This is a genomic window from Candidatus Sarmatiella mevalonica (assembly GCF_016751895.1).
Taxonomy (GTDB): Bacteria; Pseudomonadota; Alphaproteobacteria; order Rickettsiales; family Rickettsiaceae; genus Sarmatiella; species Sarmatiella mevalonica.
The window spans coordinates 25,417-38,180 of sequence record NZ_JACVVM010000003.1 but is presented as its reverse complement, the minus strand read 5'-3'; the positions used below and the strand labels follow the sequence as shown (position 1 = coordinate 38,180).

The 12,764-nt window shown below is 38.2% G+C and carries 14 protein-coding genes and 3 pseudogenes; 12 read left to right on the top strand and 5 right to left on the bottom strand.

Translation table 11 applies throughout. From position 1 onward, the window contains the following. A pseudogene (locus tag Sarmat_RS00680) lies at positions 1 to 508 on the bottom strand (integrase core domain-containing protein); the annotation flags it as partial. 144 nt (positions 509 to 652) lie between these two features. Here Sarmat_RS00680 and Sarmat_RS00675 point away from each other — a divergent pair. The 3 genes from Sarmat_RS00675 to groL all read left to right on the top strand — a co-directional run bounded on the left by Sarmat_RS00675 (position 653) and on the right by groL (position 3,181). After that, positions 653 to 805, top strand: coding sequence for a hypothetical protein (locus tag Sarmat_RS00675; RefSeq protein ID WP_202148934.1), 153 nt, complete (start codon positions 653 to 655; stop codon positions 803 to 805). A 354-nt stretch (positions 806 to 1,159) separates the two neighbouring features. Next, a complete protein-coding gene (locus Sarmat_RS00670; protein ID WP_458692949.1) occupies positions 1,160 to 1,450 on the top strand; it encodes a co-chaperone GroES in 291 nt (96 codons plus the stop codon). Between the two features lie 84 nt (positions 1,451 to 1,534). Beyond that, entirely contained in the window at positions 1,535 to 3,181 is a 1,647-nt protein-coding gene (groL, locus tag Sarmat_RS00665; protein WP_202148932.1) for a chaperonin GroEL, read from the top strand. A gap of 98 nt (positions 3,182 to 3,279) precedes the next feature. Here groL and Sarmat_RS00660 read toward each other — a convergent pair whose 3' ends face one another. Both Sarmat_RS00660 and Sarmat_RS00655 read right to left on the bottom strand, forming a co-directional pair. Continuing rightward, the gene (locus Sarmat_RS00660) at positions 3,280 to 3,435 is read right to left on the bottom strand and encodes a hypothetical protein (protein ID WP_202148931.1); all 156 of its coding nucleotides are present in this window, start codon (positions 3,433 to 3,435) and stop codon (positions 3,280 to 3,282) included. Positions 3,436 to 3,545: 110 nt separating this feature from the next. Then, complete coding sequence (locus tag Sarmat_RS00655; RefSeq protein ID WP_202148930.1) at positions 3,546 to 4,496, bottom strand: lipoyl synthase; 951 nt, start codon at positions 4,494 to 4,496, stop codon at positions 3,546 to 3,548. 546 nt (positions 4,497 to 5,042) lie between these two features. Here Sarmat_RS00655 and Sarmat_RS07010 point away from each other — a divergent pair. From Sarmat_RS07010 to Sarmat_RS00630, 6 genes and pseudogenes are all read left to right on the top strand, one after another. Further along, positions 5,043 to 5,324, top strand: a pseudogene (locus Sarmat_RS07010) (helix-turn-helix domain-containing protein); the annotation flags it as partial. Positions 5,325 to 5,449: 125 nt separating this feature from the next. Then, positions 5,450 to 5,548: pseudogene (locus Sarmat_RS00650) on the top strand (IS5/IS1182 family transposase); the annotation flags it as partial. Between the two features lie 44 nt (positions 5,549 to 5,592). After that, a complete protein-coding gene (locus Sarmat_RS00645) occupies positions 5,593 to 5,907 on the top strand; it encodes a transposase family protein (RefSeq protein ID WP_202148929.1) in 315 nt (104 codons plus the stop codon). Positions 5,908 to 5,914: 7 nt separating this feature from the next. Continuing rightward, positions 5,915 to 6,208 (top strand): transposase family protein, encoded by a 294-nt coding sequence (locus Sarmat_RS00640; RefSeq protein WP_202148928.1) that lies wholly within the window; start codon positions 5,915 to 5,917, stop codon positions 6,206 to 6,208. Between the two features lie 274 nt (positions 6,209 to 6,482). Next, entirely contained in the window at positions 6,483 to 6,650 is a 168-nt protein-coding gene (gene rpmG, locus Sarmat_RS00635) for a 50S ribosomal protein L33 (protein WP_202148927.1), read from the top strand. A gap of 1,287 nt (positions 6,651 to 7,937) precedes the next feature. Further along, positions 7,938 to 8,246, top strand: a complete 309-nt coding sequence (locus tag Sarmat_RS00630; RefSeq protein ID WP_202148926.1) for a hypothetical protein — start codon at positions 7,938 to 7,940, stop codon at positions 8,244 to 8,246. A 19-nt stretch (positions 8,247 to 8,265) separates the two neighbouring features. Here the strand turns inward: Sarmat_RS00630 and Sarmat_RS00625 are convergent, their stop codons facing one another. Then, positions 8,266 to 8,448, bottom strand: a complete 183-nt coding sequence (locus Sarmat_RS00625; protein WP_202148925.1) for a hypothetical protein — start codon at positions 8,446 to 8,448, stop codon at positions 8,266 to 8,268. 435 nt (positions 8,449 to 8,883) lie between these two features. Next, positions 8,884 to 9,063 carry a hypothetical protein gene (locus Sarmat_RS00620; protein WP_202148924.1) on the bottom strand — a complete coding sequence of 60 codons (180 nt, stop codon included), beginning with the start codon at positions 9,061 to 9,063 and terminating at the stop codon, positions 8,884 to 8,886. A gap of 270 nt (positions 9,064 to 9,333) precedes the next feature. On the opposite strand from Sarmat_RS00620, the gene secF reads away from it, so the two are divergent. The 3 genes from secF (at position 9,334) to Sarmat_RS00605 (ending at position 12,724) form a co-directional block, all read left to right on the top strand. Continuing rightward, positions 9,334 to 10,311, top strand: coding sequence for a protein translocase subunit SecF (gene secF / locus Sarmat_RS00615; protein ID WP_202148923.1), 978 nt, complete (start codon positions 9,334 to 9,336; stop codon positions 10,309 to 10,311). A 245-nt stretch (positions 10,312 to 10,556) separates the two neighbouring features. Next, positions 10,557 to 11,126, top strand: coding sequence for a Tim44 domain-containing protein (locus tag Sarmat_RS00610; protein ID WP_202148922.1), 570 nt, complete (start codon positions 10,557 to 10,559; stop codon positions 11,124 to 11,126). A 53-nt stretch (positions 11,127 to 11,179) separates the two neighbouring features. Next, on the top strand, positions 11,180 to 12,724 hold the full coding sequence (locus Sarmat_RS00605; RefSeq protein WP_202148921.1) for an acyl-CoA carboxylase subunit beta: 1,545 nt from the start codon (positions 11,180 to 11,182) through the stop codon (positions 12,722 to 12,724). Positions 12,725 to 12,764: the final 40 nt, after the last annotated feature.

Here is a 12,764-nt window from a genome sequence, read left to right as displayed (position 1 = left end):
TATTCAGGATGAATTGTCCACTGATTTAAAATAAATTGCCAAGGAGTTTTACCTTTGATAGCTTTAAGTCGTTTAGCGAAGTTATAAGCCATCAAATAAGCATGCAGATGCTGTTTCAGCTCATCATGAGATGCATAATGGAAATTGTTTGCAGTTGCTTCTTTGAGCGTTCTGTTCATTCGCTCTACCTACCCATTAGTCCAAGGACGCTTGATCTTAGTCTTTTTATGCTCTATCTGATGCTCATTGCAAACACGCTCAAATATATGAGTAAAAGTATTTTTATGATGATCGTGATTGGTAAATTGAATCCCATTATCTGTGAGCACCTTATGTTTTTAGGACCCATCGGAAGGTCTTTCGTATCTTCTCTTTTTCTCCACTTGATGATTGTTTTTGGGTTAACATTAAATCTTTTAGCCGCTTTCTCTATGCTCTCTTTACTATCACGGATCTCTCTACGGATTGCCTCCGTTGTTCTGGCATTCGCGTGTAATATTTGTCCCATAAGATTTTTCTCCATACATTATTCTCTTTATAATATACACCATTATTCTCTGGGATCAAACAGTTAGTATCATGGGGAGAAAAGGGTAAGGAGTTTGAAGCTCTATCTGCACAAAGTAAACATACAGCAGAACAGCTTTCAGAGATGGCGGCGACAGTTTTGCAAATTGATGTCACTCAAGCGGTAAATGATCTCAATGAGACTAAGGCTAAAATGTCAGCTAATGATGTTGCGACGCAGATTGCAAAAGCAATGCTTGATGCTATTATACAATTGATACAATCATTAGGCCGCTAATAATAGCTAATTTCTTTCGATAAGACTTTCGATAAGAAATTAACCTACATTAGTTTACTACACTCCCCAGCACGTTTTGCCTAGCGCAGGATGTGCTGGGGTTTTTTGCATTTTGCTCTTCGCTTTGTTTAGCAAAAAATCCCGTCCTTCCTCTCTTGAATATCGCATCACCTGATAACTATATTGTATATAGGGCGTTAATTAAAAAAACAGCAAATAGAATTTAGAAGTGAAATAAATTTTTTTTGCATAATGTGTTTTGCATAATAGTTTTTTAATGCCTTCTTTAGAATTATTTAATTTAACTATCTATTTAATTTTTATACATTAAAATTAAGGAACAAAAATATGAGCATGTTAAAATTTGAACCTTTATACGACAGAATCGCTGTTGAACCACTACCATTAGAAGAAAAAACCGCCGGCGGCATTATCATACCAGATAGCGCGAAAGAAAAGCCAATGCGCGGCAAGGTTGTAGCTGTTGGGCAGGGCGCGAGAAATGATAAGGGAGATTTGGTTTCCTTGAGAGTGAAAGTGGGCGATGTAGTGGTTTATGGTAAATGGGCTGGTACGGAAGTAAAATTAGACAGTTATGAAATAATAGTAATGAAAGAAAGCGATGTGATGGGCATACTGTCTTAAAGATTTATCCATCTCAATGCTTATGCACTAATCCAAAAACTTGATTTTATTTTTATTTTAAGATTTTAAGAGGTATATTTAGTTATGACTAATAAACAAATAGAATATGGCGCGGAAGCTAGAAACAAAATTTTAGAGGGTATTAATGCTCTAGCAGATGCAGTAGAAGTTACGTTAGGCCCTAAGGGACGCAATGTTTTAATCGAACAGTCTTTTGGCTCTCCAAAAATTACAAAAGATGGAGTGACGGTAGCAAAAGCTATTAATTTTAAAGATCCTCAGGTGAACCTGGGTGCGCAATTAGTAAAAACTGCAGCTAGTAGGTCGGCGGACATGGCTGGGGATGGCACAACCACAGCAACGCTATTAACTCGCGCAATAGTGCAGCAGGGCAATAGGAGTATCGCAGCTGGAGCGAACCCAATGGACATAAAGCGTGGCATAGAGTTGGCTACTCAAGAAATTGTAAAGGAGCTGGGCAAAATGAGTAAGAAGGTTACTAGCTCTGCAGAAATTGCTCAAGTTGGGACCATCTCTGCAAATGGCGATAAGGAAATTGGTGATAAAATAGCCGAGGCCATGGAGAAGGTGGGCAAGGAGGGAGTAATTACTGTTGAAGAAGCTAAGAATTTTAGTTTTGAGATAGAAGTTGTTGAAGGTATGGAGTTTGATAGAGGATATCTTTCACCTTATTTTGTTACAAATAGCGAAAAAATGGTGTGTGAATTAGAAAATCCATTCATCTTGCTGGTGGAGAAGAAGGTGTCGAGTATTCAAGATATCATCCCTATTTTAGAAAAAGTTGTGCAATCTGGTAGGCCACTGCTAATTATCGCTGAAGATATAGAAGGCGAGGCCTTGCCTACTTTAGTTGTGAATAAGTTGCGAGGTGGGCTGAAGGTGTGTGCGGTGAAGGCTCCAGGATTCGGTGATAGAAGGAAGGCGATGTTAGAGGATATCGCAATTCTGACTGGCGCACAATTAATAGCAGAAGATATGGGTATGAAATTGGATAAAGCTGACCTTGCGATGCTTGGCCAGGCTAAGAAAGTTAATATCAGCAAAGAAAACACTGTTATTATGGGTGGTAAGGGGCAGAAGGAGAGTATAGATGCCCGTTGCTCACAAATTCGCTCTCAAATTGAAGATACTACTTCTGATTATGACAAAGAGAAACTGCAGGAGCGCTTGGCTAAACTCTCCGGAGGTGTGGCCGTGCTTAAGGTTGGAGGTGCTACCGAGGTGGAGGTGAAAGAGCGTAAGGATCGGGTGGAAGATGCTTTAAGCGCAACCAAAGCGGCTGTGGAAGAAGGTATTGTTCCTGGCGGCGGCTCTACTTTGTTTTATATTAGTCAAAAGCTGGAAAATTTAATGGGTGCAAATGAAGATCAAAACCGCGGCATTCAAATTGTTAGAAGAGCTATGATTGAACCAATTAAGAGAATTGCTGGCAATGCTGGTGTTGAAGGGTCGGAAGTGGTTGCTAAATTAAAGGAGAGTAAAGATTCTAACTTTGGCTTTGATGCTCAAAAGGAGGAGTATGTGGATATGATAAAGTCTGGCATTATTGACCCGACCAAAGTTGTGCGCACGTCTATTACTGGCGCTGCTTCGGTGGCTTCTTTGGTGCTTACGGCGGAGGCGGCAATTTATAATGATCCAACGTCTGAAGAGAAGGGCGGTGGACGCGGTGGTGCAATGGGCCCTGGAATGGGAGGAATGGACTACTAGGCAAGCTTTCTGTTTTTGCGTTGCGCCGCCTTCCAAGCATTACGCATGGTAGCGGATGCAAAAAGAGTGCGCGGAGAGCGTGCTCTAACGCAAAAATGCTAAAATAGACGAAGTGATGGAGCGAAGATGTGAGAGGTGATTTTGAGCAACTGGCAACGTATCAACTGTTCAGTATGAAAGGCGTGGAATATGGCGCTATTAACAAAACGCCTTAATTCTTCTTGTGCTTCTTGGGTTAGTTCTGTATATTTCATTCCTTAACTGATGCCACTTTAAATCTTTCGTGGCAATTCTTATTTTATCAGTGGTATTTTTACTCTTAACTTAACGTGAGTTTTTGAAAAAAATTAATCACTAACGCAAGCTATTTTATTTTTTGCAGTGGTACGTATGCTTTGTAGGAAGACCTCACCATCGGCCCACATTCCACTGCAGCAAAGCCCTTGCTAATTGCAATATTTTTTAACGCCGCAAACTCCTCCAAACTCCAATAACGACTCACAGCCAACTGTTTCTCTGAAGGTTGCAGATATTGTCCTATAGTTACAAAATCTACCATTGATTGACGCAGATCATCTAATACTCCTATAGTTTGCTCGAATGTTTCGCCCAATCCAACCATAAAACCTGATTTTGTAAATATTTTGTTATTTAGCGTTTTTACATGACGCAATAAATCTAAAGAATGAGAATACCGCGCTACTGGTCGAATGGTTTTATATAACTGGGGTACAGTTTCGATATTATGATTAAAAACGTCTGGTTGGGCGTGAGCTATAATCTCCACGGCTCCTGTTTTACGCAAAAAGTCTGGTGTCAACACTTCAATACTACTAGCTTCTTCATTCTTTGCTGCCTCAAGAGCATTTTGCATTTGCTCTACTTCATCATTGGTAAAATGCTCATTATATAGTATTTCAGAGATTGATTTTTGCGTAAAATCTTTATTTCTGATAGCATCAATTGTTTTGGCAAAATGCATAGCTCCACCATCAAATAAATCGTCACGATCTACCGAAGTAATCACTACATGCTTTAAACGTAGCAAAGCGCAGACAAGAGCGATTTTGATTGGTTCCAATACATCAATTGGCATCGGCTTACCCTTTGCTACATTACAAAAGGCGCATCTTCTTGTACACACTGACCCCATTAACATAAAAGTCACGCTGCGTTGCCCCCAGCACTCCCATATATTGGGACACGCTGCCGACTGACAAACAGACGATAATTTCAGTCTTTTTAATAAACTACTAACATAATCATAGTTGATACCGTGGGTTACTTTTGTTTTAATCCATGTTGGTTTCTGCATGAGTTTTTCCTCAAAAATATCAAATAATTTTATATACTAGTAAATCGCCTTGAATTAGACGAGATAAAGAAGCGTAACAGGGTCTCATACAAATGAGTCAATTCAGTAATTCCCTCTTTAATCTTACCCACAAGTATCAAATACTCATAGTACCCTACAATTTATGTAGTGAGAGGTAGTAGAAGCGGCTTGAATATAGGGGATTGAAGTAGTTTTTCTGATGATGCATAATATACTACCTCAAGCGCTTACATTAAACCTTTCTTGGAGAAAATCAAGGATAGAATGTTTTGTTGGAATGATAATTAGCATAATTGAAAATTGTTCAGTTATAGTAATTTAGGTTGAATTAAATATAATTTTTCGTTATAATAAAAGGAAAGATGGCGAAAGCTGTAGCAATGATTTAAGAGAAGAAGTAGTAGAATATTTAGAAGCTGGGAATAGTTATGACCAAGCATCTAAATTAGACCTCTTCGGAAACTAGACTTTTCATAAAAACTTTTCATAAAATATTATGTAATAGTTGATCTAGAGGTATATGTTATGAAATACGAACAGATCAAAAAATTAAAAGCCGAGAAATTTCGTAGATTAACAGGAGTAAAACAAGAGACCTTTTGTAAAACGGTAGTTATTCTTCCAAGAAGCAGAAATCAAAAAGAAAACAAAAGGTGGCAGAAGAAACAAGTTAAGTTCCAAGATTGCTTGCTTATGGCTCTTGAATATATACGAGAATACCGTACATATTTTCATGCGAGTCAAAGTTATGGTGTAAGCGAAAGTACAGCCTATGATACAATAGACCTCTTTCGAAACTCGCTTATGATGAGCAAATGCGAGGAGTATACGAAGCACAGAGCCGCAGCGTACATGAAGTACGTGAGGACTTGCGCATCGACAGCGTCGCCACAGTTGCCATCAGGAGTAGAGTTAGGAAAGAGGTCTATTGATTTAAAATCATATCTGACAAATACCGCAACAGACGAAAAAGATTCGGCCTAAGGTTCAATTTAATCTCTGCTATTTACAATATGGAATTACAAAAATGATAGTTTCCGAAGGGGTCTATTTTAGTGAAGAAACTTGAAGTATCATGGGCAAAGAAAGTCGTTGGCAAATGTTGATGATGCTGCTTTTATACTATCGTACTTACAGCACTCAAATGCAGATAGATTTTATGTTTGGGATCGATGTTTCAAGGGTATGCAGAATAATTAAAACTTTGAAACGATTGGTCGCGAAGTTGGTTGCGATAGAAAAAGATCGCGTCCTAAGCTATGAAGAGACTGAACAGTTAATAGATGTAACGGAGCAAATAATTGAAAGGCCTAGCAAGAAGCAAAAAGATTCTGGTAAGAAACGTAGGCACACGCTTAAGACTGAAATCCTACCACGACAAGGTTCATGATTTTAAAATGCATAAACAGAAAGATCGTCTTCCGATAGATACCAATATTTATGCTGATTTCGGATATCAGGGGTTAAAGAAACTTTGCAAGAACGCCAAAACACCGATAAAAAAACGAAAGAAAAAGCCCTTGAGTTACTGGCAAAAAATATATAATAAGATAATTGCTAAAAGACGTATAAAAGTTGAAAATATTATCACTCAACTTAAAAACTTTCGCATTTTATCGAATCGTTACCGTAATAAACGCAAGGCTATTAATTTCAAAAATGGATTTTATAATAAAGCATTAGTGGTATAAAACACATCAGCTCTACACCTAACATATTCTGTGTTTTTTTAAGTTCATAACTTACTTTCTTACTCAGCAGCTCTAATAAAGAACCGTTCAAAAGTAATAGAGCTGCGTGAGAGGTCTTTTTTTTGTTCGCTGCATACTTGACTATATTAGACTATTAATATAAAATAAGCAGCATGTGGTTTATGTTTTAGCATGTCGCCGCACCCCTTGCGTAGGGTGTCATGTGTTTTAAACGTAAGTTGTTTTACTTTTTTAACGAGGTGTTTTTCTTCTTATGTCTAGTAAAAAACGCGGTAAATATTCATTAGTACGCCTGGTTAGCTCTGAAAAAACAGGCACTTTTATAGTGGCAAAAAAGGGTAAGGTTAAACTGCAACGTCGTATGTATGATCCTAAGATCAGAAAGCATGTGTTGTTTGTAGAAGCTAAGGGTAAGGCGTAACAGTACTATATTTCAAAACTTCATTCTGCGCGTGCTTCGCTAAGTAACGCGCGTTTTGTTTGTAATGCAATTAAATTGCTAGAGCTAGCGCGAGAACCTACGTTCACCAAGAGACCTCTTGCGAAGCTTTACTCTGTCACAGGCACCGCATCGTTGTTATCGATTCGAAGCGTTCAGCTAACTCCATATATGCTCAGGGTTCTGCGCTTTCACCCGCCCCTTACATTCGCTTGTTATGCGCGAGTTTCGAAAAGGATTAATAGATAAGTGTTAAAATTGATCTATAGCACCACTTGACTTGTAGAACTATATACTCAAAGCCTCCTCGTGCGCATCTGCTCTCAAATCCTCTCACAAAAACTCCGCTCCTGATGCCAACTGCGTCCACCCTTCCGATGCTTTATTCCTTACTGAACTCCATGCGCGCTGTAGCGTCATGCACTTTCATTTACATTTTATATTTATTCTTGACTTGAACGAGTCGCCAGAAAAATATAGTAATTTTAGTTGAGTATTTTATGAATTAAAATATATATCCTCCTTTCGACATCTTCGTTATAGAATGATTGCATCTTTTTATCGTCGAGCCATATGCTATATCAACACAAATTTAATTTACCATACCATTTCATTTTCTCTGGCTAATTAAGCAAAAACACAGAATAAGGTCAGCTATTACTCACGCTATAAGCTTTTCATTAGACCTTCTTGCGTCACTTCACTTCTTCATGGTACCGCGCGTGCAGCTTCAGTGCCAAACCCTCGCTTCACTTTATGTACGCTTAAGGCTCTATACTGCGTATGTTCCTTACATTTACTCTTAACCTAGCGCGAGTTTAGCAAGAAATCTATTCCATTCAATCCTTTTTAGCGCGCTATTTTTAATTTGTTTTATTCGCTCTTAGTCAACTTATAAAAATACATATACTAAACAATGCAACTTGGTAGGGATTAATTTTCTTTTGGTATAAAGCAGAACGTATTCAGTTCCTATACTACTCTTCACCAACGCTTGCGCAAAATCTTGACATCCCTAGTCTAAGCAGAGTAATGCATCTCATTGCATAAGCATGCGCTTGCATCAAAGCTATGAGCGCATGTATTTTGTAGTATCTCAAGTAAAAGCTGTCCATCACCTGACTTATTTGAAAATACATCAAAACCACTGCCTAGCAACTAACAATTAATAGTAGATTATAAAAATTTTAGCAAACTAAGAGTTTAGTATACTAAAAAAATACCGGGGTGTCAAGATACTTATTCGATTTTATTTCCAGTAGGTTTCTTATGACAAAAGTAATAAAATTTCAAGCCCCATTCGAGAGGCTAAGGGCTTATAATGAACCAGCGGTTAGTCTATATAAAGCGGTCATCTTGCAAGCTTTAATAGATGCAACAGATTTAAGAGCTGAAAACACAAGCAAACAACAGGCAGTAAGCTGGCTAAAGGATGACGCTCATGAACAAGAGTTCCATCAGGTTTGTCATGATGCAATGCTGGAACCAGAATTTGTACGCAACATTAATACAAAAATGAGCGAATTACACCTTTATAAAAGCAAGCAGCGTAAAACACATAGACAATATATACACTAGACTTCTTTACAAACTCGCGCTAGGTCAAGAGCGAATGCAATAGCATGTAAAGTTCCGTGCTTTTATTAGACCTCTTGCATAACCTAAAAATGAAGGAGGAATTTTTAGGAAAAACGATGTTGAGCGCCTCAGCATACTCTAGTATATGAAGAGCGCAAAGGAGTTTTGACAACAAAATTACCCCACAGAATAGGTTATGCAAGAGGTCTATTGATCCCTTTATCCGCTTTTGACTAGACCTATTGCGCAGGCTCTACTCCTGATGCAACTGCCGCGTGACTATCGATGCGTGAATCCTCACTTAACTTCATGTGCATTCAAAGTTCTGAGCTTTCATTTAATCTTAATTAGAGTGAGTTTTGCAAGAGGTCTACTGAAGCGAGTCTAGTAAAAGGTCTAACAGATAGGCATAAAACTCTTGCAACAGAACGTAAAACCTAAAAATCTAAGCAGGACTCGCGCAGCAAAACCAAAGGATATATTAGGGCGTGAAAAGAAAACGAACCGCAAATGAAGGGCGCGAAATACCTAGCGCGAGAGAAAAGCACAGAAGATACGAGGAAAGGAAGAGAGGGGGTAAGGCGCTGTTAACAGACTATCCGCCCCACATTTTCCCAGAATACAGTATTTGCAAATACTACTGCTTCTTTTCTTCTTTTTTCTCTCCTTCCTCCTTCTCTTCAGCTTGTTGTTGCTGTTGAGTTTGAGGATTTTGTTGATTTTGCTCTTTTTGTTTTTTGCTGTTATCAGCAGCAGCGGCAAATACAGAAGTAGAAAAAACTAGTGCTAAAAAGAAAGATACAATACCCTTAAACATTTTTTTAAAACCTAAAATAAATAATTATTAATAAATGAAATTTTACTGGTTTATGACTTTGATCAAAAACCACTCCTTGCGGCAATTCGATTATAGCATGTAGATAGCAGCAATCAATATTAACCACCATAATTACAGAGTAATAATTTGCATAAATGTAATTATATGCAACACTATTGTGTACCTGAATTTCCCACATTATTGCATCTTACATAGCTTGCAGTTAGACTGTATAAAAAGTTCTAATTAAATAATTTTTCTCGCAGAGATATGAGATTTTTCCCATTGAAGTTGATTTCGGAGAATACTGCCATCAACTTTACAAAGCATGCTAAAATTACATATTTTTTTTCAATTCTCATCACTATACTAAGTATAATAATTGCAACAATATACGGCTTTAATTTTGGCATAGACTTTGTTGGTGGCGTGAATATTGAAGTACGCTCAAACCAAGAAATAAATTTACACGTACTGCGCGATGCGCTTGATAAACTTGTAGATGTAGAAGATGTTTCCGTTCAAAAAGTCGATGTATATGACACCATGATTAGGGCTGCAATGCATAAAGGAGCAGATTTAATGGGTACCGTAAACGCAATGAAACAGGTGATTATAGATAATGTGAGTACTGCCCAAGACGGGGAGCGGAAAGCTTTGCAAAATACTCAGAGCACAATAGAAAACTTAACAAACAGTTCGCTAGAAAATCAAATAGAATTTAGGAAAGTAGATTTTGTTGGTCCGCAAGTAGGTGAAAAGATGATTAAAACTAGCATAATCGCCGTGCTTCTCTCTTTCTTGGGCATTATGCTATACATCTGGTTTCGTTTTGAATGGTTCTTTAGTTTTGGCGTACTCATAGCCCTAGCTCACGATGTCCTTCTAGCTCTGGGCTTTATGAGCCTTACTGGCCTTGATTTTAATCTTGGTACAATTGCGGCAATTCTCACAATTATCGGATATTCTGTAAACGACTCAGTGGTAATATATGATAGGGTACGTGAAAACTTAAGAAAATATCACAACAAACCATTAGCAGATATCATAAATCTCAGCGTCAACCAAACCCTGTCACGTACAGTGCTTACGGTACTTACTGTGGTGTTGGCAAATGCCGCTTTGGTGTTTTTTGGTACAGATGCGATTCGTAGCTTTAGCTGGCTCTGTTTGTTTGGAATTATTGTTGGCACCTATTCTTCTATCTTAGTCTCAGCCCCTATTCTCACTCTGTTTATTAAAAAATAATAGACATAAATACAACAGCCTAGCAACAGTAAGGATTGTGACAAGTGCTTAAATACAAGAAATTAAAAAATTAAAATTTGAATTAACTAAAAAATTTAATAGCACTTTTATGCATTTATATATCTTTCTCTATTTTTTTGCGTTAATATGAGAATGAGCATTATGCTCTGCATCTATAGATTCAGATGTTTATTTTCGCATTATTGTCCTTATTGCAAGTTCTATCCTTACCTTGGTAATTGTTTATGATTCTGACTGCAAATCTCATTGAGCTCATCATTTGGGCTAGCCTCGCTCTCCTATTAATAAATAAACTCATCTCGATTCTAGGCATACAAGATGAGCCCGAACTAGCTCATTCTCTCACCCAAGAAGAAAAAATATATGATGTTAATTATGATGTAAAACCCAAAGACGCAGATGAATCGCGTGATTTTTTTGATCAACAAAATGCCCAAGTCATACTAGAAAACTATCACGCATTGCTGCAGAAGCAACCAAGCTTTACTATGCAAAAATTCTTAAAAGGCGCATACTCTGTGTTCAAGTTGATGGTGCAGGAGCATGAAAAAGAAGAGGAACTGATGCAACTAGCAGACAAGCAGGTAATTACCAAGGTGAAGGAAAACTTGACGCAATATACGAAATTAGATCTTGCGCAACTACAATCTAAAATAACAGAAATATACATATTTGCGAACAAAGCATACATCAGGGTTTGTTTTTGGCTAAAGAATGATTTTAATCAGGAGTGGGTTTTTACGAAAAATTTGGATGCCAAAGGTAATGATTGGCATTTGAGTAGCATTGATTAAACCGCGCTAATAGGTTATAAGAAAGAAGGTGATTAAATTCTTGGTAAGCGCCTATGACTCATTATAATTTAGAACATCAAATACTCGAAGAAAAGCGCACCGTCGCGCTCTCTGGTGGTGGACAAGACAGGGTGCTGCGCCAACATGATAGTGGCAAACTCACTGCGCGTGAAAGAATCGAGGTGTTATTAGACATAGATAGCTTTGAAGAAATTGGAATGTTTGTAGAGCATAGATGCTCTAACTTTAACATGCCGGACAGTAAGTTTTTAACAGATGGTGTAGTTACTGGTTACGGCACCATAAATGGTAGATTAATCTTTGTCTATAGCCAAGATTTTACAATACTTGGAGGATCTTTAGGCGAATATCACGCTAAAAAAATCTGCAACCTCATGGAGAAAGCCATAGAGGCAGGTGCACCTATTATAGGAATTAATGACTCAGGTGGCGCTAGAATACAAGAAGGCGTAGATTCATTAGCCGGCTATGGCGAAATATTTAAATTAAACGTTATTGCATCTGGCGTTGTGCCACAAATTACGCTAATAATGGGCCCTTGTGCCGGAGGGGCCGTATATTCTCCTGCCCTCACCGATTTTATCTTCATGGTAAAGCATACTTCTTATATGTTCGTTACCGGCCCAGAAGTGATAAAAACCGTGACTGGCGAAGTGGTTGATAAGGAAAAACTCGGCGGTGCAAGCGTACACTCCTCCAAAAGCGGCGTTGCCGATCTGGTATTTGAAAACGAAATAGAGGCTTTGTTAGAGATGCGCAGATTTATTAATTTCTTGCCATTATCTAATAGATCTCCAGTTCCACATAGAGTTACAAAAGACCCCGCGGATAGAGTGGATATGTCACTGAACACTCTAATACCATCGACTAGCAATAAACCCTATGATATGAAGGAGCTGATAGAAAGAATTATCGATGAACATGAGTTCTTCGAAATTCAAGAAGATTTTGCTAAAAATATCATTATAGGCTTTGGTTGTATGGAAGGTAACACAGTGGGATTTGTTGCTAATCAACCAATGCATTTGGCTGGATGTCTAGATATTGATGCATCTAGAAAGGCCGCGAGATTCGTGCGCTTCTGTGATGCGTTTAATATTCCTATCGTTACTCTCATTGACGTGCCTGGTTTTTTGCCAGGAGTGCATCAAGAGCATAATGGCATTATTAAGCATGGCGCAAAGCTGTTATATGCCTACGCAGAGGCAAGCGTACCCAAGGTGAGCGTGATTACCAGAAAGGCTTATGGCGGAGCTTATATAGTAATGAACTCTAAACATTTAGGTGGTGATGTAAATTATGCCTGGGGAGGCTCTGAGATAGCTGTGATGGGGTCGGAGGGTGCTGTTGAAATTGTGTTTAAGGATATTGCGGGTGACCCAGAGGCGAAGGCTCAAAAGGTAGAAGAGTATCGGAAGGTGGTGGCATCGCCTTTTGCTGTGGCAAGTAGAGGTTATCTAGATAATATAATAAAGCCTCAAAATACTAGATGGATGCTTTGTCGCGCTTTAAGAACTTTGCAAACCAAAAAACCACTGTTAGCAGTGAATAAAAAGCACGATAATCTACCACTGTAAAGTTATTTTGCACAGTGTAACGTAATATATTGTATCGGAT